This window comes from Thermostichus sp. MS-CIW-15 (genome assembly GCF_054060575.1).
Map to the genome: position 1 here is coordinate 1 of NZ_JBSSDI010000036.1, position 24,651 is coordinate 24,651.

The 24,651-nt window shown below is 59.6% G+C and carries 17 protein-coding genes, 1 tRNA gene and 2 pseudogenes; 8 read left to right on the forward strand and 12 right to left on the reverse strand.

From position 1 onward, the window contains the following. Window positions 1-326: 326 nt before the first annotated feature. Window positions 327-400, reverse strand: a tRNA-Pro gene (locus ACVW0R_RS11585). A 210-nt stretch (window positions 401-610) separates the two neighbouring features. On the opposite strand from ACVW0R_RS11585, the gene rpsB reads away from it, so the two are divergent. The 4 genes from rpsB to queG all read left to right on the forward strand — a co-directional run bounded on the left by rpsB (window position 611) and on the right by queG (window position 5,112). Continuing rightward, entirely contained in the window at window positions 611-1,414 is an 804-nt protein-coding gene (gene rpsB / locus ACVW0R_RS11590) for a 30S ribosomal protein S2 (protein ID WP_011430474.1), read from the forward strand. Between the two features lie 175 nt (window positions 1,415-1,589). Beyond that, window positions 1,590-2,438 (forward strand): translation elongation factor Ts, encoded by an 849-nt coding sequence (tsf, locus tag ACVW0R_RS11595; protein WP_011430475.1) that lies wholly within the window; start codon window positions 1,590-1,592, stop codon window positions 2,436-2,438. Window positions 2,439-2,644: 206 nt separating this feature from the next. Then, complete coding sequence (locus ACVW0R_RS11600; RefSeq protein ID WP_099813171.1) at window positions 2,645-4,060, forward strand: amidohydrolase; 1,416 nt, start codon at window positions 2,645-2,647, stop codon at window positions 4,058-4,060. 8 nt (window positions 4,061-4,068) lie between these two features. Next, window positions 4,069-5,112, forward strand: coding sequence for a tRNA epoxyqueuosine(34) reductase QueG (gene queG, locus ACVW0R_RS11605; protein ID WP_457502089.1), 1,044 nt, complete (start codon window positions 4,069-4,071; stop codon window positions 5,110-5,112). A gap of 10 nt (window positions 5,113-5,122) precedes the next feature. On the opposite strand, the pseudogene ACVW0R_RS11610 reads toward queG, so the two are convergent. Beyond that, a pseudogene (locus ACVW0R_RS11610) lies at window positions 5,123-5,380 on the reverse strand (zinc ribbon domain-containing protein); the annotation flags it as partial. A 59-nt stretch (window positions 5,381-5,439) separates the two neighbouring features. Here ACVW0R_RS11610 and ACVW0R_RS11615 point away from each other — a divergent pair. After that, window positions 5,440-6,584 (forward strand): annotated as a pseudogene (locus ACVW0R_RS11615) (AAA family ATPase); the annotation flags it as partial. A gap of 95 nt (window positions 6,585-6,679) precedes the next feature. Here the strand turns inward: ACVW0R_RS11615 and dnaN are convergent. From dnaN to rnz, 6 genes are all read right to left on the reverse strand, one after another. After that, window positions 6,680-8,044 (reverse strand): DNA polymerase III subunit beta, encoded by a 1,365-nt coding sequence (dnaN, locus tag ACVW0R_RS11620; RefSeq protein ID WP_099835900.1) that lies wholly within the window; start codon window positions 8,042-8,044, stop codon window positions 6,680-6,682. An 818-nt stretch (window positions 8,045-8,862) separates the two neighbouring features. Then, window positions 8,863-9,939, reverse strand: a complete 1,077-nt coding sequence (gene dusB, locus ACVW0R_RS11625) for a tRNA dihydrouridine synthase DusB (RefSeq protein ID WP_457502090.1) — start codon at window positions 9,937-9,939, stop codon at window positions 8,863-8,865. A 27-nt stretch (window positions 9,940-9,966) separates the two neighbouring features. Continuing rightward, window positions 9,967-10,182: a 30S ribosomal protein S18 gene (gene rpsR, locus ACVW0R_RS11630; RefSeq protein WP_011430485.1), complete on the reverse strand. Its 216-nt coding sequence runs from the start codon at window positions 10,180-10,182 to the stop codon at window positions 9,967-9,969. A 29-nt stretch (window positions 10,183-10,211) separates the two neighbouring features. Then, entirely contained in the window at window positions 10,212-10,406 is a 195-nt protein-coding gene (rpmG, locus tag ACVW0R_RS11635; protein WP_011430486.1) for a 50S ribosomal protein L33, read from the reverse strand. An 89-nt stretch (window positions 10,407-10,495) separates the two neighbouring features. Then, complete coding sequence (locus tag ACVW0R_RS11640; protein ID WP_228375219.1) at window positions 10,496-11,350, reverse strand: RDD family protein; 855 nt, start codon at window positions 11,348-11,350, stop codon at window positions 10,496-10,498. A 47-nt stretch (window positions 11,351-11,397) separates the two neighbouring features. Further along, window positions 11,398-12,372: a ribonuclease Z gene (rnz, locus tag ACVW0R_RS11645; RefSeq protein ID WP_011430488.1), complete on the reverse strand. Its 975-nt coding sequence runs from the start codon at window positions 12,370-12,372 to the stop codon at window positions 11,398-11,400. Window positions 12,373-12,494: 122 nt separating this feature from the next. Here rnz and ACVW0R_RS11650 point away from each other — a divergent pair, with 122 nt between their 5' ends. After that, window positions 12,495-12,851, forward strand: a complete 357-nt coding sequence (locus tag ACVW0R_RS11650; RefSeq protein WP_457502091.1) for a HesB/IscA family protein — start codon at window positions 12,495-12,497, stop codon at window positions 12,849-12,851. Window positions 12,852-12,886: 35 nt separating this feature from the next. On the opposite strand, the gene ACVW0R_RS11655 is transcribed toward ACVW0R_RS11650, so the two are convergent. From ACVW0R_RS11655 to ACVW0R_RS11665, 3 genes are all read right to left on the reverse strand, one after another. After that, window positions 12,887-14,119 (reverse strand): hybrid sensor histidine kinase/response regulator, encoded by a 1,233-nt coding sequence (locus ACVW0R_RS11655; RefSeq protein WP_457502092.1) that lies wholly within the window; start codon window positions 14,117-14,119, stop codon window positions 12,887-12,889. Between the two features lie 278 nt (window positions 14,120-14,397). Beyond that, a complete protein-coding gene (locus ACVW0R_RS11660) occupies window positions 14,398-18,756 on the reverse strand; it encodes a PAS domain S-box protein (protein ID WP_457502093.1) in 4,359 nt (1,452 codons plus the stop codon). A gap of 241 nt (window positions 18,757-18,997) precedes the next feature. Then, window positions 18,998-21,754, reverse strand: a complete 2,757-nt coding sequence (locus ACVW0R_RS11665; RefSeq protein WP_011430492.1) for a cation-translocating P-type ATPase — start codon at window positions 21,752-21,754, stop codon at window positions 18,998-19,000. A gap of 124 nt (window positions 21,755-21,878) precedes the next feature. Between ACVW0R_RS11665 and ACVW0R_RS11670 the strand changes: the two genes are divergently transcribed. Next, window positions 21,879-23,657, forward strand: a complete 1,779-nt coding sequence (locus ACVW0R_RS11670; RefSeq protein WP_011430493.1) for a diflavin flavoprotein — start codon at window positions 21,879-21,881, stop codon at window positions 23,655-23,657. Window positions 23,658-23,682: 25 nt separating this feature from the next. On the opposite strand, the gene ACVW0R_RS11675 is transcribed toward ACVW0R_RS11670, so the two are convergent. Further along, on the reverse strand, window positions 23,683-23,934 hold the full coding sequence (locus tag ACVW0R_RS11675) for a hypothetical protein (RefSeq protein ID WP_414508282.1): 252 nt from the start codon (window positions 23,932-23,934) through the stop codon (window positions 23,683-23,685). A gap of 92 nt (window positions 23,935-24,026) precedes the next feature. Here ACVW0R_RS11675 and ACVW0R_RS11680 point away from each other — a divergent pair, with 92 nt between their 5' ends. Next, window positions 24,027-24,578, forward strand: a complete 552-nt coding sequence (locus ACVW0R_RS11680; RefSeq protein ID WP_457502094.1) for a DUF726 domain-containing protein — start codon at window positions 24,027-24,029, stop codon at window positions 24,576-24,578. Window positions 24,579-24,651 lie beyond the last annotated feature (73 nt).

Sequence of the window (24,651 nt, forward strand, 5' to 3'; positions counted from 1 at the left end):
GTTGAGGAGTTGAAGAAGTATGTCGAGCAGCAGGCAACGCCCAGATTGTGAGACTCAGGGGCATTGAACCCCTTCGTCTCACCGCCTATCCTCCATCCCGCCAAGCTGCGCTGTGGCGGGAGTACCCCGGAGGTTCTGATGGAAGCCACCTAGGAGGCCCCGCACCACTAGCGCCAATGCAGCTTTCTTTCCAAGAGCAGTTTCCCTGCTCGCGCCAGCGGGACGGAGCCCTCAGAGCCCCTAGCTTCAGCCGCGGGGTAGTTTACCGCAATCCCCAAAAGAATGGCTTGACCCTGCCACTAGAAAGGGGCTCTCTCTAATTCCAGTCGGAGCGAAAGGATTTGAACCTTCGACCCCCACTACCCCAAAGTGGTGCGCTACCAAGCTGCGCTACGCCCCGACGCACCTAAGCCAGAGAAAATCTCTGGAGGTGCTTTACCAGTTTAGCTTCTAGAACCGGATCCCGGCAAGTGCAAGGCCTTGGTTACCGGATCCTGTAGAACACATGCTAGCATAGCTGAGCTGTCAAAATACCACACGCCCGAACTACCGGGTGTCCTCAACGGGGATCCGTTCGGGCGGAGGCTAACCCGTAGGAGATAACCAACTCATGAGCGTAGTCAGTTTGCCTCAACTGCTGGAGGCAGGGGTACACTTCGGCCACAAGGCCAGCCGCTGGAACCCCAAGATGCGGCCCTACATTTTCGCCGAGCGCAACGGCATTCACATCATCGACCTGGTGCAGACGGCCCGTTACCTCAACGAAGCCTATGAATACGTGCGGGAGGGGGCCGAAAAGGGGTGGCGTTTCCTGTTTGTCGGCACCAAACGGCAAGCCGCCGGGATCATCGCCCATGAGGCCACTCGCTGTGGCAGCTACTACGTCAACCAGCGCTGGCTGGGGGGCATGCTCACCAACTGGGCCACCATCAAAACCCGCATCGACCGCCTCAAGGAAATCGAGGAGATGCAGAGCAGCGGCCTGCTGGATCGCCTGCCTAAGCAAGAAGCGGCCCGCCTAAAACGGGAATTGGCCAAGTTGGAGAAGTACTTGGGCGGCATCAAAACTATGCGCAAGCTCCCCGACGCGGTAATCATCGTCGATCAGCGGCGGGAGGCCAACGCCGTTCAGGAATGTATCAAGCTCAAGATTCCGATCATCTCGCTGCTGGATACCAACTGCGATCCTGACCTGAGCGATGTCTTCATCCCCTCTAACGACGACGCCATCCGAGCGATTAAGCTGATTGTAGGCAAGCTGGCCGATGCCATCTACGAAGGGCGACATGGGCAGCTCGACACAGTCGAAGAGGATGAGTACGACTACGAGGGGGCCATGGACATGGATCTAGAGGATGACATTCTGGAAGATGTGGAGGATGAAGAGGAGGGGGATCCCGAGCAGGGAGAGTAACCCTTGGGCCGAGGGTGGGGATCCTGGGTGGTTCGAGTTGCTCCCTGTCCATCCTTTCTCCAGAAGCCTGTATCCTTAAAATCCAGATTCATCCTTTGTTCTGCTCCTGCCTATCCTCTGCATCCGGTCACATCCTTTCTGCCTCTTTGTACGATGTGAGATTTGAGGAACCCTCATGAGTATTGATGCCAAATTGGTCAAAGAGCTGCGCGAAAAGACGGGCGCAGGCATGATGGACTGTAAAAAAGCCCTGGAAGAGTCCGGTGGCGATATGGAGAAAGCCATCACCTGGCTGCGGCAGAAAGGGTTGGCAGGGGCAGCCAAAAAGGCCAGTCGCGTGGCGGCTGAGGGGGTTGTCGATAGCTACATCCACTTCGGCAACCGGATCGGTGTGTTGGTGGAGGTGAACTGCGAGACGGATTTTGTGGCCCGCAACGAAGACTTTAAGAAGCTGGTGCAAGATATTGCCAAGCAGATTGCCGCCTGCCAAAGCGTGGAGTACGTCAGCATTGACCAGATCCCTCCCGAAGTGGTGGAGCGGGAAAGGGCCATCGAGATGGGCAAAGAGGATCTGGCCAGCAAGCCTGAAAACGTGCGGGAAAAGATCGTGCAGGGCCGCATCGAGAAGCGCCTGAAAGAGCTGTCCTTGATGGATCAGCCCTTTATTAAAGATTCCTCGATTACCGTAGAGGAATTGGTGAAGCAGCACATTGCCAAGCTAGGGGAAAACATCCGGGTGCGGCGGTTTGCCCGCTTCGTCTTGGGAGAAGGGATCGAGAAACAAGAAGCGGATTTTGCCGCTGAGGTGGCCGCTCAGGCCGGTCTCAAGCCAGCACAGCCAGCGCAAGTGGCAGAAGTTGCAGCCGCTCCTCCCGCAGAACCTGTGGCTGACCAACCTGCTGCCGAACCTCCAGCAGAGTCCGTTGCCCCAGAACCCGTCGTCGCAGAATCTGCTGACGCAGAGCCAGCGCCTGCTGCTGAGGGCAAGCCCTCCAAAAAGGGCTCCACCAAGAAGAAGAAATAAGCCCATTCCACGCTGCGGATGGATCCCTGAATTCACCCCGATTGGTGGAAGCAGCCTACTCGGTGGGCCTCTCCACCCTGAGGGGGGCTGGCTAGGTGGTGACTTCCTCACGGGAAGCGTCCTGGGAGGGTATTTGGGGCTTTCCTCCCTTTTTGCCTTGGCACGGCAAAGTGTGAACTGAAGAACAGCTCTTTTGATTGCTGGCCATGAGCTACCTTTTGCGCAATGTGCTGATTCCCACCGCCACCGGCTACGAGACTACAGATGTCCGCATTGAAGGGGAGCGGATCGCTGCCATCGGCAAAGAGCTGGCGGCAGTGGGCCCAGATGGCGTAGAGCTCGATGCCCACAACAAGCTTTTGTTGCCCGGCTTTGTCAACGCTCACACCCACTCTTCGGAGCTGTGGCAAAGAGGGATCATCCCGCCCTACCCGCTGGAGCTGTGGCTGGCACAACTGCACGAGTACGCGCCCCCGGATCCAGAAAAGATTTATCTCAGCGCCCTGGCGACAGCGGTGGAAACCTTGCTCAGTGGCGGCACGACCGTAGTGGATCACCTAATCCTCATCCCTGGCCAGGAGCTGGCCACCCTCGAGGCGGCGGTGCGGGCCTACCGAGAAGTCGGGATCCGCGCTTTCATCGGCCCCCTGCTCCAGGATCAAGCCCTCTCTCAGGGGTTGCCCAGCGGCTCCTTTTCGGATCGGGAGCTGGAAACCTATCCTCTCTCCACAGCGGAGGTGTTGGCCATTGTGGAAGAGGCAGTGCAGCGCTTTCACCGGCCAGAGGAGGGCATCACGCTGATGGTGGCCCCCACCGGCATCCAACTCTGTTCTGACAAGCTGTTTGAGGGCTGCGCGGAGTTGAGCCAGAAGTATGGCCTCCCCCGCCATGCCCACCTGCTGGAAACCCGCGCCCAGCAGAGATTGGCCCAGGAAAAGTACGGCTGCAGCGCAGTCGAGCACCTGGAGCGCTTGGGCTACCTAGACCGGAGAACCTCGCTGGCCCACTGCGTCTGGCTTACCGATGCCGATATCGAGATCTTGGCCCGCACCGGCTCTACGGTTGTCCACAACCCCTTGAGCAACCTGCGCCTGGGCAGCGGCATCGCCCCCATCCTCAAGTACCGGCAGGCGGGGGTGAACGTGGCCTTCGGCTGCGATGGGTCAGCCAGCAATGACTCCCAGGATCTCCTGGAGGCCATTAAAATCGGCACCATCCTGCACAACATTACGGATCCCGACTACCGCCACTGGATCTCGCCGCGGGAGAGCATCGAGATGGCCTCTCGCGGTGGGGCCATTGGTCTAGGGCTGGGAGAGGAGCTGGGATCCCTGGAGGTGGGCAAGCAGGCGGATCTAGTGCTTTACGACCTCACCCAACTGTCGCTGTTGCCCCGCACGGATCCCATTGGTCTACTGGTGCTGGGCCGGCCCACCCAGGTGGTGCACAGCGTCTGGGTCAGGGGGAAGCGGGTGGTGGCCAACGGCGAGGTAACGACGGTGGATGTGGCCAAGCTGCGGCAGGAGCTGTTCGCTCACAGCACCTGGGATCCCTTCCGTCGCTCGCAGCAGGCAGCACAACTGGAGGCCCGCTACCGCCAGGTGATGGGTCTGCCAGAATAGCCCTAGAATTGTCGGGGCCGACCGTGGGAGCAGCAGCCGATTGGGCCAGAGCCACCGAGCAGGTGAAGCGGCAGGCGCTGGCGCTGGGCTTTGACAAAGTCGGCATTGCCAGCGCGGCGGATCCCCCTGACTTGACGAGCTTGCGGGCCTGGCTGGCCGCGGGCATGGCCGCCGACATGGCCTGGATGGCCGATCCCCGGCGAATGGATCCAGAGCGGGTGCTGCCGGGAGTACAATCTCTGGTCTGTGTGGCCCTCAACTACTACACCCCCACCTGCCACAGCCGGGATCCAGCTAAAGGCAAGATCTCCCGCTACGCGTGGGGGCGGGACTACCACCGCGTGTTGGGACGGCGGCTGAAGCAGCTCCACCTCTGGATGCAGGCCCAGTTTCCGGACTACCGCGGTCGATTCTACGTCGATACCGGCCCAGTGGCGGAAAAGCCCTGGGCCATGCAGGCGGGCTTGGGCTGGATCGGAAAAAACGGCCTCTTGCTTACCCGCGAATACGGCTCCTGGGTATTTCTGGGGGTAATCCTGACCACTCTCCCGTTGATCCCCGACCGGCCCCACACCGCCCACTGTGGCACCTGTAGCCGCTGTCTGGAGGCCTGCCCCACCCAGGCCATCGTCAGCCCAGGGGTGGTGGATTCCCGCCGCTGCATTGCCTACCACACCTTGGAAAGCCACGCCGAGCAGATCCCTGCCGAGATCGCCCAGAACCTACACAACTGGGTGGCCGGCTGCGACATCTGCCAAGAGGTCTGCCCTTGGAACCAGCGCTTTGCCCGGCCCAGCCGGATCCCCGATTTTCAGCCTTACCCTTGGAATGTTGCCCCCGATCTCCAAGAACTGGCGCGGATTGGCGACGAGGAGTTCGACCGCAGGTTTCCCGCCTCTGCCCTGCGCCGCCTCAAGGCCCACCGGCTGCGCCGCAACGCCCAAGCCACTCTCAGCGGCCATTCGGGCTCCACAGACCACAGCAACGATTTGGAAGCCCATACTCCCGTTCCTCACCCTGAAGCGCTCCGCGCCGCTGACGCGAACGGGTAGAGGGCGGGCTTCATGGCTTACGCCACGCTTCGCGAACAGGGATCCCTGCTATCGCAGCGGGCGTTTCCTGAGCTTTAAGAACGGGATGCCCCACCGCTCTGGATTTGATTCCCCTCGCCAAGTTGTGATCCCGTGACAGGCTTAGCCCGCAGTAGGGGCAATCGTGCCACCTTTCGTGGAGTTTTTTGGGAACCACCTGACCACACCCAGAACACTCTTGACTCATGCCGTTTGGATTCCCTGCAATCGTCAACAGCCCAGCTCTTTCAGTCGTCCACGCCCTAGCACCCCCTATTGGCTTCCCCTCTTCTCAGACCCTAACCCTGCCTGGATAACGATTACGAAGACTATTACCCCAGCTACCGGCACAACCTACTGCAATCCGGGTGGAAACCCCTGTACCGCCATTTCGATGCCGAGTATTCCTGTGCGGGATCCCTGGGCGTTGGCCGAAAAATTTTTGGAGATGTGTGCAGCGATATTGCCAATGCGGTAGGACGTAGAGAGTACAGCGCGCTTCTCAACTTTCAGAGAATACCTGTTACAAGATCGAAGGGTTTTGGAATAGCGTCACTCCACCTCTGCCCAGCCCCGACCATACAGTATTTCATGATCAGCTTTCCACGCAGACGCCGATTCAGCAGCAGGTGAGCCGGGATCAAGTTCCCATCGATGACGTTTTAAGGCGCCTGCAGGAAATGACCGTTCTCAGAGTTTTAGCGCATCTGGGGCGACTGGTGCAGTTGGCGCAATTCCATATGGAGCGCTACTTCTACCATCCAGTCGAGCGGTTCAGCAGTTGGGAGGAAATCAGCAGCCTGGGCACCACCTATGCCTTCTGACCGGAGCCGCAGATTTGGCTACAAGTTCAGGCCACCTATCACAACTGCCGCCGCTACACCCTGCTGGGCGTGGCTCTCAGGCCCTTGTTCGCAAGGTTACTTACAATCTGGCAGTGATGGTGAGCGGCTACCAAAGCCGGATCGGGCAAATCCACAGCCCCTATCCAATCAGTTCTTTTCCCACCGAAATTCAGGCCTTTGCAGCTTCTACAGCAGGAGCGATTGGCGGTCTTGGTGCACGGGATCCCGGGTACGGGCAAAACGGGATGGACGCAGGCAGTGACCCACGAGCTGCTGGGGCCCCTGCGCTATGCGGTGCTCATCTTGGATCACGAAGCCGTGCAGGAGTTCATCGCGCCCCCCTACCTGGAGGGGGTCTGCCTGATCATCAACGAAGCCGATCACCTCGCCCAAGACCGAGCCAGCGAGGTAGCCCAGCAGAGCACCAAAACCGAACGCATCCTCAGCCTGTTAGATGGCACCCTTCACCAAAGCGTGCTCGCTCCCGATTATCTCGACTGCGAGCAGAGGTTGGTGGTGTTAATGACCTGCAACACGACCGAGCGCCTGGAGCCGGCCGTTTTGCGCCAAGGGCGGGTGGACTTGGTGCAGGAGTTTACCCACCGGTTTGCTCGAGCTGCTATCGGCAGCCACCTGTTCTCCTCTCCGGACAGGTCAGGGGAGCAACTGAGGCCAATCTTCGATTTGGGTCAGGCTGGGGTGGGCTAGGTAGCCCGCAGTTGAACCGGCATGACCAAATAGCAGAGGCGCGTCGCTCCAATCGGCTTCCAGATGGCCGGCTGGGTAGCGCCGTTCAGCTCCAGGCTCACCTGCTGTGTATGAAACACCTTAAGGGCCTCCAGCAGGTAGCGCACATTAAAAGCCAGCTCCAGGTCAGGGCCGGACATCTGTACCGGCAGAGATTCCTCGCCGCTGCCCACATCGGGCGCCTCGGTGCTGATGCGTAGGGTTTGGGTTGCCTCAGAAAGGTTGAACTTGATGATGTCGTTCCGCTGGGCAGCAAACACCCCCACTCGCTCCAAGGACTCGATCAAAGGCCGACGCTCCAGGGTTACATGCCGCTCAAATTGCCGGGGGATCAGGCGGTTGTAGTCGGGGTACTGGCCCTCCAAAAGGCGGCTGGTAATCCGCTGCTGGCACTGAGCGCTGCCGGCGCCAGGGGGCAAAATAAATTGCACCTGCGACCGGTCAAACCGCAGTTCCACCGCGGAGGCGGCCGTCTGGGCGCCGAGGATGCGCTCCACCTCTCGTAGAGTCCGAGCGGGAATGGTGAAATCCAGCTTCGTCCCCCCAGCCGCCAAATCAACTGGGATCCCTTCCGCCTCCACCTGAACTATCGCCAGGCGATGTCCATCGGTGGCCGCAAACTCCAGCCGCGGCGGATCCCCGGTCAAGAGCTTGACATGTACACCCGTAAGCACTTGCTTGGTGTCATCACCGGAAGCGGCAAAGAGGGTTTGGCCAATCCCTTGCAGCAGGCTCTCGATGGGCAGCTCAAGGATCTGGGCGGCTAAGCTCTCCTCCTCAGCATCGGCATCGGCAGTACGGGGCGCTATCTCGGGCAAGGTGGGATACTCTTCCGCAGGCATGCCGCGTAGCTGGTACTGGCCGGCGGCCGATGTAAGGGTCACGGCAGCGCTCTCCGGCACTTGGCTGAGGCCGATCGGGCCGCTAGGCAAACGGCTGACGATGTCGCTGAGCAGCTTGGCCGGCAGAGTGGTGCGACCGGATCCCTTCACCTCGGCCTCGAACTCGCTGCGAATGCCCAAGTTCAAGTCAAAGGCCGTCAGGGCAACCCGCTGTGCCTCTGCACTTGCCTCTACCAGCACGTTGGCCAAAACTGGCAGGGCAGGACGGCTGGCAACGGCTCGGCTAACTGCAGCAAGGTGGTGGCTGAGCTCAGCTTGCTCACAGGTGAAGCAAAGACAACCGGCAGGTAGGTCGACAGCCTTGCCGAAGGACTCTGTCCTGTTGACGGGGAAGGGATCCCCAGACCTGCCGTCGCGCGGGGCAGACGCGGGCGATCCGGTTTCGACTTCCCAATCCGCAGGACGTTGAGCTTGCACCATCAGGGGACTTGCGAGCTGAATACGCCTATCCTACACCGCCTGCTTCCCACGGATCCCTCCCTGCCCAGACGAGTTTTGCAAAAAATTTTCCTCGCGCGCGCAGGATAAAGTTAAAAATCACGATCCCTACCCAATTTAATTTTTTAATCTAGTAGTAGTAGGGGCTGTGGAAACTGTGGAAATTGATCGGAAAAACCTTGCGCCACAAGCTTTTGATCGTATTCCCCACCTGTGGAAAAACTGTGGATAACTTGGCCAACTTTCCACAAGGTATAAATACTCTGTGGATAACTCGGGAGGTTTTTCCACAAGTTTTCCACAGATTTTTGAAGTTTTCCACAAGTTTTCCACAGGCTGAGGGGGATGAAAATGTTGCTATTCCCTGACAAATTTATAAAACTTAACGTACGACCAGTGTGGGATGCTCTAATCTAATGGTTCGTTGCTCTAGATGTGGTCTGGGGATCCCATGAAGGCTGGGGGCGGCCTTCGGGGGATTTCCACAGGTTTTCCACAGGCTGCTCGGGAAAACCGTGGCAGCCTGCGGGAGGCTGGCCAGGCCCGCCAGACCAAAAGCTCGCATCGAGCTCAGGTGCGGCTGAAGCTGCTGACCGCGAGCTTCTGTTTGGCATGGTTACTGTCATTTCGGCCTCAGCCGGAGCAGTTTGCTTATGCTCAACTGCCCATAGCAAGTCAGGGTCGCTTCTCCAGAAGCGTGGATGCCTTGTTTCAAGATGAAAACGACCGTTTGCAAACGGCGGTCAAAGACCGATTGGCTACCGCCCAGCCGTCAGGGTAAAAGGATCCCCCACTCAATTTCAGGTAGTCTCTTCAAATTGCTCTTCGTTTGAGTCTTCAGTTACTTCTTCCGGTTGCAGCGGGGCCTCTTGGCAGCGCTCCATGGCCTGAAGCAGAAGGGCTTCCCCTTCTTGCAAGGTTTCGATGCGACAGAGAAGGGCGCGAAACTGAGAGGCGCCGGCAAAATCCTTGATGTACCAGGTCATGTGCTTGCGGGCCTGACGGATGCCACGTTCTCCCTTATACTCCCAGAGGCCCCGCAAGTGTTCTAAAGCCATTTGAATCCGATCCAGGGGGGTAGGAGCCGGCCTTTCTTGGCCGGTTTTCAGGAAGTGATCGATTTGCCCCACCAGGAAGGGGTAGCCCATCGTGCCGCGGGAGCACATCACCCCGTCGGCTCCGGTCTCCTCCAGACACTTTACCGCTGCATCAGTCGAGAAAATATCGCCGTTGGCGATCACCGGAATGCGTAAGTGCTCTTTGACCCGGCGGATCCAATCCCAGCGAGCCTTGCCGCTAAAGCCCTGGGCGCGTGTGCGGCCATGCAAAGTAAGCAGTTGCGCTCCAGCCTCCTGCAGCCGATGGGCAAAATCCAGAATGTTGATCTCCTGATCTGACCAGCCCAGGCGAGTTTTCACTGTAACAGGTACAGGTACAGCCTTGGCCACCGCTTCCACAATCCGGGCTGCCGTGTCCGGCTCCCGCAGCAGGGCAGAGCCGCCGCCGTTTCTGGTAATCTTGTTTACTGGGCAGCCCATGTTGATATCCACCAAGGTCGCCCCCTCATCCACGGCCATGCGAGCCGCTTCGGCCAAAAAGTGGGGCCGGCAGTCGAACAACTGGATGCCGATGGGCTGTTCTCCTTCACCCATTTCCATAATGCGGGGCAGCTCGCGGGCATAGTGCAACCCGGTGGCGTTCACCATCTCGGTGTAGACCAGGCTTTGCGGGGCAAAGCGGCGTACCAACCCCCGAAACACTTTGTCGGTTACGCCTGACAGGGGTGCCTGAAAGACACGACTAAAAACCTTTACCCCCCCAATCTCAAGGGGCTGGGCCATTCGAGCTTGCAATTGCGGCGAAAGCTGCAGGCTCATCGGGATCCGGAGAAAGCAGACAGCAACTTACCCTTCTTTGTTGACAAAGTAGAGAAGGCCTAGGATGCGCGCTTGTTTGATGGCTTTGGAGACTTGCCGCTGCTGCTTGGCAGTCAGCCCCGTGATGCGGCGGGGCAGGATCTTGCCGCGCTCGGTTACAAATTTCTTGAGCAGCTCAACATCGGTGTATTTGATCGGCTCTCCCGGTTTGATGGGAGACAGGCGGCGACGAGCGTAAACCATAGGTCAGGAGAACGGTAAAGCGTCTTGAACTATTTGATCTCTTTATGGACGGTGTGGCGGTTGCACTTGGGGCAGAATTTCTTCAGCTCCAAGCGGGCCGTGGTGTTACGGCGATTTTTGGTGGTGGTGTAGCGGTTTACCCCCGGAGAACGTTTGTTGACGTTGGTGCGGCACTCCGTACATTCCAGGGTAATGATGATGCGGGCACCCTTTGCTTTGGCCATAGTGGATCCCAAGATGGAGGTGAAAGTCGGCTCGAGATCCCCAAAACCCCAGCCAACGAGGTTGGAGATGGGCTACCTCGCAAGCGCGATCACCAATTATCCAACTTTTCTTTGACGGAATCAACCCAGTTTTTGACTTGCCTGCCGGTTTGTTGGCGGAGGGCGCGGGTGTTCCGATCCACGTCCCTGCTCAGGCGCTGCATCTGTCTGGAAAGATCGCGCACAGTTTCGTTGCGCTGAGCTTTGCGCAACAGGTCGCGAGCAGCGGACTTGACGTCCTCGGCGGCTTCTCCCTCCAGAATTTCCTGCAGCAGCCGCAGGGCTTTTTCATCCAGGTGGTAGCCTCGCTCCGATTCCACCACCAGGGTGCGTCCGGCGCGGTCGTGGATGCTCTGGCGTTTTTCTTTATCGAAAAGGGCGAACAGGCCATCGGCAGCCAAAGGCACCAGCAGGGCTTCCGTGAGGATAAACAGCGAGAGCACCCCTTCGCGGGCCAGGGAGCGCACCAGATGGGGTGAGGCCTCGGTTTCGGGATCCAGGGTTTTGAGGTTCAGCAGCCATTTGCCGAGGCTTTGGCCGGCGGGGCGGGATTGGAAGTAGCCGCGGTTCACCAACCAGGTGGCAAAAAAGGCGATGTAGCCGGTCATATCCACGGCGCCCGCATCGGCTCCCACCAGGGAAGCCAGGCCCTGCGCCAGGTAGGAGACCCCCAGCCCCAGCCCAAAATCCAGGGCAAAGGCTCCGATCCGTTTGCCCCAGGGGGCCAGTTTGGGCAGGGTTTCCTCAGCCTGGGGGACGCTGGCTGCTTGAGAAGCCGGTCGCTCGGCTTGCACAGGAGGCAGAGAGGTGGCGGGGGGCAAGGCGCTGAAGGCCTGCCACTCGCTGGCGTTTTGCTCCAGTTGCTCGGTTTTGGGCCGTTCGGGATAGGGTCTGGGATCCGTCATCGCAGGTTGAGGCTGTCGGTCCTATCATTCTAGCTAGCAAGGCAGGTCTAGACTCCCACCGGCAGGGGAGCGGGGCTGCGGCGCGGGATCTCGTAGGTCATCCGATCCCGGGCCAGGATGGTGTTGGGAAAAATGGCCCGGGCTTCGGCCAGCAGGTCTTCCAAAGTGATAGGGCCCTCTGAGGTGTAGCGGGGGCTGAAGTGGGTGAGGATGAGGGTCTGGGCCTTGGCTTCGGCGGCCACCCGCGCGGCCATGGCGGCGGTGGAGTGCTTGGCGCGCTCGGCTAGCTCCCGATCCGCTTCGGCGTAGGTGGCCTCGTGGATGACCAGATCGGCGGCGCGAGAGAGATCGACGGCGTTGCGGCAGAAGATGGTGTCGGTGCAGTAGGAGAACTTGCGCCCTGGGATCGGAGCCCCTACGTAATCTCGCCCGTGGAACCAGCGGCCTTGCCAGAGGATGGATTGGCCGGCCTTGAGCTGCCCGTAGAGAGGGCCGGGCGGGATCCCGTCTGCCTGGGCTTTGGCCACGTCGAAGGTGCCGGGCCGGTCTTGCTCCACCACGCGGTAGCCGAAGGCGGGCACCCGGTGATCCAGGGGGGCGCAGAAGACCCAGTACTCGGGATCCTGAAGAATGAGCCCTGTTTCGACGGTGTGAACCCGGAAGGAATAGGGAATTCGGCTCTCGCTGTAGCGCAGCACCGTCTTCAGGTACTCTTCCAGGCCGGGGGGGCCATAGATGTCGATGTGTTGGGGGGTGCTGCCCAGGCCGCAGGAGGCCAACAGCCCTGGCAGGCCGTAGATGTGATCCCCGTGCATGTGGGTGATGAAAATGCGGCGCAACTGGCTGGGGCGCAGCTCGTCTAGCCGCAGCAGTTGGTGTTGGGTGCCCTCGCCACAGTCAAACAGCCACCATTCTGACCGCTGCGGAAACTGCACCGCCACGCCCGAGACATTGCGCTGGCGGGTGGGCATGCCGGAGCTGGTGCCCAGAAAGGTAACACGAATGGCGTTGGGATCCGTCACAAGGGCAGAACGTTAGGCTTGAGGAAACGGGATCCCTAGCTTATCAACTGTTCCTGCCGCGCGAGGGGAAAAGGCGGCCCAAAACCCCTGTTAGGATAAAAGTAAGTGTCAGCTTTCCCGCCATGATCACCTTGAGCGAGAGCGCCATCCAAGAGCTAAAGCGGCTGCGCAGCAAGTATGAGAAAGAGGGATCCCAACCCATCTTGCGCCTGGGGGTAAAGCCCAGCGGCTGCTCCGGCCTCTCCTACACCATGAACTTCGAGCCCCAGGCCAACCCTGACGACCATACCTTTGACTTTGGCGAGATTCGGGTGGCGGTGGATCCCTTGAGCATGACCTTTATTCAAGGGCTGACTGTCGATTTCTCCGAGGATCTGTTGGGGGGCGGCTTCCGCTTCAAGAACCCCAATGCGGTGGCTAGCTGCGGCTGCGGCACTTCCTTTGCCACTGCTGAGACTGCTGCTGTCGTTGGTCACTAAAGTCTCAATCGCTGCCTCCCACCCGCCTTTGGGCGTCAACGGTTGGAGGGCTCTAGGCTGGGCAGCCAAAGGACAAACCAAGTCCATCCCTTCTGGCTGGTGACCCGGATTTGGCCCTGCAGATACTCCACCCAATACTTCACCAAGGCCAGTCCAAGGCCGCTGCCCGGCTGCGCCCAGGGATCCTCAGAAGGCACACGGTAAAAGCGTTCGAAAAGGTGGGGCAGGTGTTCAGGCTCGATTTGGGCGGTATTGCCGACTCTTAACTCAACCCCACCGGGAAAGGCTTGCCCCTCTAAGCGGAGGGTTCCGCCCGGCTGGGTGAACTTACAGGCATTTTCCAGCAGTTCCTTCAGGATCAGGGTTAGCTGCTGCGGGTAGCTGTAGAGCACTGCGGGAAGTGAGGTCAGCTCCGCCATCTCCAGCTTCAGTTGCCGGGCTTGAGCCCGTTCTCGCACCCCATTGAGCAGGCTTGTGCAAAGGCTGTGGAGATCGATGGCGGCAGCCGCAGAGCTCAACTCTTTGGCTTCTAGGCTCTGCAGATCCAGCAATCTGTTGATTAGCTCGATTTCAGCTTGACATTCTTCCAGGGCAATGCGGTGGTATTGGCGCTGCTTCTCGTCTAGAGGGGAGCGGCCCAATAGCTCCAGGGCCAGCTTGATCTTGGTGAGGGGAGTGCGCAGCTCGTGGGAAACGCTGGCCAGAAAGCTATCCTTAAGGCGGCTGAGCTGCTGCAAGTCCTGTACCTGGCAGGCCAGCTGGGCGGTACGTTCCTGCACTTTGGCTTCTAGGGCTTGGTTAAGTTCCCGCAGGTGGCGTTGGGCTTGGCTGGCCTGGATCAGGTGGCGGATGCGCCGCTTCAAAACCGACCAGCGAATGGGCTTGGAAATGTAATCGCTGGCCCCGGCAGCAAAGGCTTCATCCACGCAGGACTCATCTTCCAGCGCCGTGACGATGAGGATGGGCAGATCCGAGTTTTGAGCATGGAGGCGGCGACAGCACTCAAACCCATCCAAATCTGGCATGACCGCATCCAGCAAGACCATATCCACTGGGTGTTGAGCGGCTAGCTGCAAGCAAGCCTCGCCGCTGCTGGCTTCTAGAACTTGGTAGCCTTCTCGCTCAAGTGCATAGCAAACCAAGAGCCGCTGGCTGCGCTCATCGTCCACCACCAACACCAACGGCTTCTTTTCAGGAGAGGGGGATCCCGCCTGGGCCTCAGGAACCGCCGGCGAGCTGGCCGGAGGGTGGGGATTGGGCCTCAGCATAGGCATCGAGAGGAGAGCATGACTCTAGTCAATAATAAGCTCAACTATACTGAAAATAATGTATAATATGTTCAGTACGGATTACTACCAGTTGATCTTTCTGTTTACTTTCGAGTCTGCCAACATGGTAGCCAAAGCAAAGCAGAAAATTGGTAGTAAGACGACACGGAAACTGCGCTTTGGGTATTCTACTCAAAGCTTTGCGGGATACCGCCATTCTGTTTGGAAACAAACAGAATGCTATCGCTGCATAGTTGAACAGTGATGTTCAGCAGTGTTCAGCGTAAATGTATCAGACTGAGGATAACTTGCCGATATGCCACCTCCAGCTTCTGCAGGGCTTGCTCTATAGTATCCCATTTTACAGAACTGGCTGGCTCGGCATGAACCAGCTTTTCCAACTGCTGACACAGCTCGGCCAGACGTTTGGCGCCCAGGGTGCTGCTGCCGCCTTTGAGGCGGTGGGCCAACCGAGCAATGGCTTGGGGATCCCGCTGCTCTAGGGCCTGCCGCAGGGATCCCAATAGAGCTTCGCTGTCCTGCCGGTAGGTTTGGATCATCTCCTGCCAGGCTTCTGGAGAGCTGAAGACTGCCCGCATCTGGGCGAGGATAACGGGGTCGAGGGTCGGATCCTCTTCTTGGCTGGCCGGGATGGGAAGGGGAAGGGATCCCTGAAGAACCCGGACTAGGGCGGCTGGCTCCAAGGGTTTGGTGAGGTAGCCATCCACCCCGGCAGCTTCGGCGGCAGCACGGCCTTCCGAAAACACATTGGCCGTGAGGACGACAATGCGAGGCTGGCGCTCAGGGGGCAGTTCAGCGCGGATGCGACGGGTGGCCGCAAGACCATCCAGCTCCGGCATTTGCATATCCATCAACACCAGATCGTAGGGTCGCAGGCGCAGAGCTTGGACGGCTTCTAGGCCGTTGCCGACAATATCGGGCCGGTAGCCCAATCGCTCCAGCATGAGGCGAATCACCTTCTGGTTAACCGGGTTATCCTCTGCCACCAGGATCTGAAGCGGGTAGCGGCTGGCCAGGGTCGCGTCCCAAATGGAGGGAGGAGCGGCGGGAGAGGAAGATAAGGAGGAAGGAGCTTTTTCTCCCACAAGCCCCAGCAGCAGCTTCCGCAGTTGGGAGGCTTTGACCGGCTTGGCCAAAGTGGGGAGAGGGTCTGCTGTGGAGATGAAGTTATGCCCCGTCAGCACTATGGGCAACAGGCGGGGTTGCGCTGTCTGCAGGTCAGCCGCCAGGGTCAAGCCATCCCGGTCTGGCAGGGTGGCATCCAGAAGGGCCAGGTCAAAAGGACGAGTTCTAACTGCAGCCTGGGCTTCTGCCGCCAAGGCGCAACAGGTTACCTCCATGCCCCAAGCGCTCAGCAGTCGGGATAGCAACTGCCGTTGACTGGCGTTGTCTTCCACCAGCAAAACCTGCTTGCCGGCCAAGCACGGATCCGGTGCGGCGGTTGGCAACAGCTCCTGGTCTGGCCTCTTCAGGGGAATGCGAAAGCGAAAAGTGGATCCCTGGCCTGGCTGACTTTCCACCCCGATTGCTCCCCCCATGAGCTGGCAGAGACGCTGGCTGATGGCCAAGCCCAGGCCGGTGCCCCCAAACTGGCGGCTGATGGAGCTATCCACCTGGCTGAAGGGCTTGAAGAGGCGATCCAATTTTTCCGGGGGAATGCCAATGCCTGTATCCCGCACCTGAACGTTGACCCATTGCTTTTCAGGATCCCTCTCCCCGGCCTCGACGGTCACCACCACCTCTCCCTGGGGGGTGAACTTGATGGCGTTGCTGAGCAGATTGGCCAGGATTTGGCGCAGCCGGTTGGGATCCCCTATCAAGGTTGGCGGCAGGTTGGGATCCACCCAAGCCACCAGTTCCAGATCCTTGCTCTGGGCTTGGGCTGCCATCAGATCCAGCAGCTCTTCCACCAACTGCGGCAAGGAAAAGGGTATTTCCTCCAGTTCCAGTTTTTGGGACTCAATCTTGGAGAAATCGAGGATGTCGTTGATTAGGTTCAGCAGCACCTCGCCTCCATAGCGGATGGTCTGCACCCAGTCCTGCTGCTGCGGATCCAAGGAGGTGTCCAGCAGCAGGTTAGCCATTCCCAGGATGGCGTTGATGGGGGTGCGGATCTCATGGCTGATGGTGGCCAGGAACTCGCTCTTGGCGCGGCTGGCGGCTTCGGCAGCTTCCTTGGCTGCTTTCATCTGCTCTTCTGCCAGCTTGGCTAGGGTGATATCCCGTCCGGCGGCGTAGACCAGGGATCCGGCCAAAGAGGCTCGCCACTCGATGAAGCGATAGCTGCCGTCCTGAGTGCGGTAGCGGTTGACAAAGTGATCCAGCCGTTTCTCTTCGACAAGCTGCTGCATGGCCGCCTGCGTGGCGGGGACATCTTCCGGGTGAACCCACTCCAAAAAGGGTCGGCTCTGCAGCTCCTGCAGAGAATAGCCCAGCGTAGTCTCCCAGGCGCGGTTGAGACGGCGAAAGTACCCTTGGGTATCGGCAATGCAAAGCAAATCCAGAGCCACCGAGAAAAACTGCTCCAGCTCCGCTTCTGCCGACTTGCGGGCAGTGATGTCCACCGCGGTAAACACCCAACACGGGATCCCGCGCAAGACAAGGGGCTGCACAAACACGTCTTCCCAGACAACCTGGCCATCCTGCCGCTGCCATTGCCACTCAAAGCGGGCGGATCCCTGCTGGCGGGCTTGCTCCAAGTAGGACTGCAGCGAGAACTCCCCGCCCCGAAGAGCCCGGCGATAGGGAGACTGCTCGGAAGCGTCGAAGGCCCGCAGCTCCTCCAGGCTGAAAAACCCGTAGGCGGCAATGGCTTGGGAGTTGGCCTCCAGGATCTCGCCGGTCTCGGCATGACGGATGAGGATGGCCACAGCGGCATTCTCAAACAGCGCCCGGAACTTCTGCTCGCTTTCCTGGACGGCCTGCTGGGATCGCACCCTGTCGGTTACATCGCGGACGATCACCACCACCTCTTGGGGGTTGAGGGGCACAATGCGCACCTCTTCGTGGCGGGTCTCCCCTTCAATCTCGATGCTTTGGTCGTAGCGCTGCCGCGTCTGGGTAGCTATAGCCTGCTGAACAAAGAAAAGCCGCCGCTCGGCCAATTCCGGTGGCAAAAGCTCCTGCAGGGATCGGCCCACGTAGGTGTCGGGTGAGCCATAGAGAAGAACCTCGCCCCCCGAGATAAAGCTCAAGCAAATGCCCTGGCTATCAAGGCGAAAGATCAAGTCGGGAATGGCTTCTAGAATGGCTCGCTGCAGCTGTTCAGCGGCTTTCAAGGCCAGCTCCGCCTGCTTGGCTTCTGTAATATCCCGCACGATCACCAGGACTTCCTGGCTGTTGAGAGGGACAATGCGGGCCTCTTCGTAGCGTACCTCCCCTTGAACTTCAATGCTGTACTCGTAGCGCTGTTGGGTTTGGGTGGCCAGGGCTTGCTGAACATAGAAAAGCCGCTGCTCGGCCAGCGCTGGCGGCAGAATCTCCTGGAGGGATCGACCTAAGTGGCGCTCTGCTGGGCAGTAAAGATGGACATCGCCTCCGGGAATAGAGCTCAGGCAGATGCCCTGGCTATTCAGGCGAAGGATGAGGTCGGGGATGGCTTGGAGAATGGCCCGCTGGGTGGCTTCCATTTCTCTAAGGGCCAACTCCGCCTCTTTCCGCTTGGTGATATCCCGCACCAAAACGTAGACTCTATCTCTGCCATAGGCAACGACGCAAGCCTTCTGATAGCGGCGGATTGCCGGCTCAGACTCGTTTGCGGCAGCGGCGGGGAGCACCATTTCGTACTCCAGATACTGTGGCGTTTGAGTGGACAGGGCCCGCCCTGCTAAAAGCTGATACTGCTCTCCGAAAGAGCTGGGAAACACGTCTTGGGCGCGGCGACCCACACAAAACTCGGGCGGATGCTGGGTGGGGACGTAGGGAGAAGGCTTGCAGTTGAGAATCAGCCCCTCAGGGTCAATCTCGAAAATCAAATCCGGGATCGCCTCATAGAGGGCCCGGTAGCGCAACTCGCTTGCCTCCAGGGCTTGCTTGATCTGGACCTGCTCGCTGATGTCGCGGCTGGTGATGAGGATCCCGTCTCCCACCGGCACCACTTGGTGATGGATCCAACTGGCCTTCAAGCCCGGCTGCCCCGAAATGGGGAACTCCTCTTCCAGAGGAATGCCGGTTTCCACCACTCGCTTGTATTTCTCAAAAAAGCCCCCCCAGCGGTTGATGGGCAGCAGCTCGCACAGCCGCTGGCCGATGATCTGCCGGCGCTGGAGGGAAATGAGCTCTTCCCCCTTGGCGTTGACATCCACAAAGACAAAGTCGCGGATCTCGCGGGTAACGGGATCCCGCACCGCCTCCAGCAGGTAAATAGCATCCAAGCTGGCTTCCAAGGCTGCCCGAAAACGAGCCTCTGGGCTGGGGGTGCCTCTAGGAGGTTGGAAGGGAAATCTTCGAGAAAGGGATCCCAGGATCCCTCTGAAGACAGAAAGCGGCTGACTTTCCCCCAGGCTGACGCCAAGCAGCAGGAGAGCCAAGAAGAGGGATCCCAGCAGCCAAAAGGCAAGGCCAGAGGGATCCACCAGGCCCACCGTTTTCCCTACCGCCCATAGCTCTCTGTGCATAGAACCCAGAGATTCCTGCCCCCTTTCCACAGTATCCCAGCAAGTCTTTCCAGCTTATCTTGGAGGTCAAAAGGGGAAGCTCAGCTAACTTGCGGAAATGGCCTCTATGCAATGGGCAGGATTCCTCAAGAGTGGCTTTTTGGGGAAATGAGTCTTGGCTCAAAGCTTTGTTTCTGGGTGCAGTAGGGAGAGAGACTCTTTATTGTGAAGATGCTTTATTGTGAAAAATAATTGTGAAGATTCAGCGGGATCCCTGGCGCCAGCGGCGGTAGAGTTTTTCCAGATCCACCCAGACCATCACCACCGTGCTAAAGCCCAGGCAAATGAGCAGTTCTGGAAGGGTCAACTCTTCTGTCCCGAAAAAGTTGCGCAGGAAGGGCACATAGAGCAGGGCCAACTGCAACAGCAAAGTGGCCAACACAGCCCCCAGCAGGTAGGGGTTGGAAAAGGGGTTCATCTCGAGGGTCAGCTTGTCGTTGGAGCGGGCTGCCAGGGCATGGCCCATCTGGGCAATGCACAGGGTGGTGAAGACCATCGTGCGCCAGTGGGGGATATAGGCTTCCACGATGGCCATCATCAGGATCGTGGAGATGGCAAAGACCACACCGATGCGCACCATGTAGGCACCGAGCCCTTGGGCAAAGATGCTCTCTTTGGGGTTGAAGGGGGGGCGCTGCATCACCCCTGGTTCTGCTGGCTCCATCGCCAAGGCCAGGGCGGGCAGGCCGTCGGTTACCAGGTTCATCCACAGGATCTGCAGGGGCGTCAGTGGCACGTCCTCTAGGCCCAAGATAGGGGCAGCAGCCACCGTCAACACCTCGCCGATGTTGCTGCCCAGGATGTATTTCACGAAACGGCGGATGTTGCTGTAGACCACCCGCCCTTCTTCAATGGCCGCCACGATGGTGGCGAAGTTGTCGTCCAGCAGCACCATGTCGCTGGCCTCTTTGCTGACGTCGGTGCCGGTGATGCCCATGGCAATGCCAATATCTGCCTGGCGCAGGGCAGGGGCGTCGTTGACCCCATCCCCGGTCATGGCTACAAACTGGTTTTGTTTTTGCAGAGCTTGGACGATGCGCAGCTTGTGTTCGGGGGCAACACGGGCATAGACGTTGACCCTTTGCACCGTCTGCAGCAGCTCCTCAAAGCTGAGCCGAGAGAGGGTGCGCCCGTCAATGGCTTGGCCCTCCGAGTCGAGAATGCCCAGCTCGCGGGCAATGGCCACAGCGGTCAATTGGTGATCGCCGGTAATCATCAGGGTGCGGATGCCGGCCTGGCGGCAGCGGGCTACTGCTTCCCGCGCTTCGGGCCGCGGCGGATCGTACATGCCCACCAGCCCCAGCCACACCAGGTTGCGCTCGATCTCCTCCAGGTTCTCCGGGATCCGCTGCAACTGCTGGGTGGCCACCCCCAAAACCCGGATGCCCTGGGCCGCCAGGCGGTTGTTGGCAGCCAGAATGGCTTGGCGCTCGGCTTCTGACAGCTCCTGCCAGGTTCCGCCTTTTTGGATCTGGGCGCACTGCTCCAGCACCAGCTCCGGGGATCCCTTGACGTAGACGCGGTAGCTGCCCTCCTCCTGCACCACCACGCTCATGCGCTTGCGTTCCGAGCTAAAGGGGATCTCCTGCGCGCGCGGGTGCTGCTCTTGAAGGGAAGCTTTCTGCAGGTTGGCCTTGGCAGCAGCCACCAGCAGGGCGGCCTCGGTGGGATCCCCTAGGATCGACCAGGTGGGGGCAGCGCCCCGTTGGGCTGGAAGACTGGCCTGCAACAGGGCATCGTTGCAGAAGACCACCGCCCTGAGAAGGGCCTGCAAATCCGGGGCGCTCTGGGGATCAATGGGCTGGCCGCGGCAGTAGAAGGATCCCTTGGGGATGTAGCCGCTGCCGCTGACCTGGTAGTGGCGCTCCGGCGTGAGGATGTCGGTAACCACCATCTTGTTCTCGGTGAGGGTGCCGGTTTTGTCGGAGCAGATGGTGGTGACGGATCCCAGGGTCTCTACAGCCGGCAGGCGGCGGATGAGGGCGTTGCGGCGCACCATGCGTTGGGTGCCGATGGCCAGGGTGACGGTGATCACGGCCGGCAGCCCCTCCGGCACCACGGCTACGGCCATACTGAGAGAGATTTCCAGCAGCGAGGTGAAAGGCGCCATGCTGCCGGCCTGCAGCAGCCCCACGATCACCACCAGCGCCACCAAGGCCAGGGATCCCGACACCAGCACGTTGCCCAGCTGGCTCATGCGCCGCTGCAGGGGGGTGGGCTCGTTTTCCACCGTTTGCAGCAGGGCGGCCACCTTGCCCAGCTCCGTGTTCATACCGGTGGCGGTAACCAAGAGGATCCCGCGCCCCTGCAACACCTCGGTGCCCATGAAGGCCATGTTGCGCCGTTCCCCCAGCTCCGTGTCTTCGGGGAGGACACAGTCAGCCTGCTTGCTAACCGGTACCGCCTCCCCTGTCAGGGCCGCCTCCCGCACCTGCAGGTTGACCGCTTCCGCCAAGCGCCCATCGGCCGGGATCTGCACCCCGGCTTCCAGGAGCACGCGATCCCCTGGCACCAATTGGTTGGCGGGGATCTCCTGCCACAGGCCGTCCCGCTGCACCCGCACGCTGGGGGAGGCCAGCTTTTTTAGGGCCGCCAGCGCTTTTTCCGCCCGGCTTTCTTGTAAGTAGCCCAGCAGACCGTTGAGGCCGACGATCAACAGAATGGCCAGAGCATCTTTGGGGAACTCGCCTTCCTGCAAGTCCAGAGTCGCTGAGATCGCCGCCACGGCGATCAGCATCAGCAGCATGACGTTGCGGAATTGGTCGAGGAAAAGCTGCCAGGCGCTGCGTCCAGGAGAGGAGATTAGCTCGTTGGGGCCGTATTCCCGCTGCCTCTGGATCACCTGCTGGGTAGTCAGGCCAGCATCGGGATCGGTCTGCAACTTCTGGATAACAGCAGGAAGAGGGAGGCTATGCCAGGCCGTAGCAGAAGCACCGGCGGATCCAGAAGCTTGGGCCATCGCAAACACTCCCAGGGAATGGACAAATTCTACGTTAGCTCTCGAAGCTTTCCATAGAGGAAAAGGGGTCCCCATTTCCCTAGTTTCGTGGCAAGGTGGGGACAGAGGCCCCCTGGAGACTGCTATGGCGAGCAAAACTCCCACTCGCGATGTTCAAGTGGCCGTCATTGGCCCGTCCACTCTGGTTTTGCGCTCCCGCACCTGGGATCGCCTCAAGTTTGAGCTGGAATATGCCCGGCAGCGGGGCACCACGGCCAACAGCTACCTCATCCAGGCCCGCCAAACCCTGCTCATCGATCCGCCGGGGGAGTCGTTTACGGACATCTTTCTGGAGGAGCTGGCCCAGCACCAATACCTGCAGCGGCTGGACTTTATCCTGCTCAGCCACGTCAACTTCAACCGCATCGCCACCCTCAAGGCGCTTCTGCCGCTGGCCCCCTACGCAGTGGTGCTCTGCTCTAAGCCAGGATCCCTTACCCTGCGGGCAGCTTTTGAAGGCAGGGAGTCCCCCCCTCCTGGCCGCGACGAAGAGGAGGCCGCCGATTTTGGCATTCCCTACGGCAGCAATCAGTCCTTTCGCCTGCGGGTCATCCGAGATGGGGATCGCCTGGATCTGGGAGAGGGCCATGAGCTGCACTTGCGCACGGTGCCCACGCCCCGCCACCCCGATGCCCTCTGCACCTACGATCCGGCCACCGGGATCCTCTTCACCGACAAGCTCTTTGGCGCCCATGTCTGCGACGAGCAGGTATTCGATGAACATTGGCGGCAACTGAGCGAGGATCGCCGCTACTACTTCGACTGTCTCCACCGCAACCAAGCGCCCCAGGTCAAGGCAGCCCTGGCCAAGCTGGAGGAATTCCCCGCCCAGATCTACGCTCCTGCCCACGGGCCCCTCGTGCGCCACAGCCTGCGGCGGCTGCGCTTGGACTACCAGCTCTGGTGCGAAGAGGATCCCTTGGAGCAGCGGGTGGCCCTCCTGTACACCTCCGCCTACGGCAACACCGGCTTGATGGCGGTAGCCATTGCCCAAGGCTTGGAGCGGGCGGGAGTTACGGTGGAGCGGATTAACTGCGAGTGGGCCACCCCTGAAGAGATCGCCCAGGCCTTGGAGCGCTGCCAGGGGTTCATCATCGGCTCGCCAACCCTGGCCGGCCATCCCCCGGTCCAGATCCAAACAGCCCTGGGCCTGATTCTCTCTTCCGTTCCCACCAGCAAGCTGGCCGGGGTCTTCGGCTCCTATGGCTGGAGCGGCGAGGCCGTGGATCTCATCGAGAGCAAGTTGCTCAATGCCGGCTTTACCTTGGGGTTTGAGACGATCCGCGCCAAGTTTAAGCCCACCGCCGAGATCTTGGAAGCTTGCCAAGAGGCGGGATCCCAATTTGCCCAAGCCCTGCGCAAGGCCAAGCGAGCTCGTGCCCCCCGCCAAGGCGGTGTTGAAACTCAGGCGGATCGGCTGGCGCAGGCCCTCAGCCGAGTGGTGGGATCCCTCTGTGTGGTGACCGCCTTGCAGGATGGGATCCCGCGCGGCTTTCTCACCTGGTCAGTGGCCCAGGCCAGCTTCAATCCCCCCGGCCTCACCCTCTCCGTGAGCAGGGAAAGCGAGGCAGAACTGCTCACCCATCCGCAAGCGGCCTTTGTGCTCAACATCCTGCGGGAGGGCAAAAGCAGCAGCCTGCAGCGACACTTTCAACGGCCTCAACGCCCTGGCGAAGACCGCTTTGCCGGCCTGGCCACGGCCACTGCCGAAAATGGCTGCCCGATCCTTCTGGATGCCCTGGCTTACCTGGAGTGCCGTGTCAAAAGTTGGATGGAGTGTGGCGATCGCTACCTCATCCATGCCGAGGTAGAGCGCGGCAAAGTGCTGGATCCCACGGGGGTTACCGCCATGCGGCGCGGGTAATACTGGTCTCAGCTCTCAGGGGGTGTCATTGACCATGCAAGACATTTTTGAGGCGGTCTTCAAAGCTCCTGCCCAGATTGGCGAAAAAGTTGTAGACGTAGTCTTCGATACAGGCAAGTTTGTCGGCCAGGTTAGCGGGGCCGTTGCGCAAACTGTCATTGGTACGGGTATCGAGACCACCCAAAAAGCCGCAGAAATTCTTGCTGAAACCGGCAAAGCCACTTTCCAAGTTGGCCAGAAGGTTACAGAAACTCTTGTTGAAGAAGTTGTCCACCATGAGCCTTATCTGATCCCTATTGAGCCCTCCCGGGGCTGGGACGAAGCCCTGGTTTTCATCAACGGTTTTCTCAGCGAAGGTGAAACCCAACCTTGGAAAAGTTGTGGGAAACGCTCCGACGTGCCGGATGGCGGGGATCCCTGTACTACCTCTGGTGGGACGCTTCCAGTCCTGTAAACTTGACTTTATCTGCCCTGAAGCTAGGGGTAGGACTACTTGCCCATTGGGAAGCTCACAAAGCCAAGGCCAAGCAAGTGGGACTGGACTACGCCTACCTCCTGCTCTCTGCTCTGCCAGAAAAGCAAATTACCTTGATGGGGTTTTCTTTGGGAGCGAGGGTAGCCTACTACATCATGCGCGGTTGGCCACAGACTGCCGATCGACGTCTTAAAGATGTTATCTTGCTCAGCGGTGCCGTTAGAAGACAAGCCGATAAGAACTGGAGTTTACACGTAGAAAATATCACTGGAAAGTTAGTCAATATCTACAATGAAGACGATTTGGTTCTGGCCTACGTCTTCAAAGTACCTTCCCTCAACCGCAGCCCCTGTGGGATCAAGCCGATCAAAGAGTTCCACCCCAGAATTGAGAACCTCAATGCCACTCACTTAATCGGCTCTGGGGAGCATGACTCTAGTCAATGATATGCTGGACTATACTGAAAATAATGCCCAGTATGTTCAGTATGGCTGCTTGGTATGGCTAGGTATGTAAAAC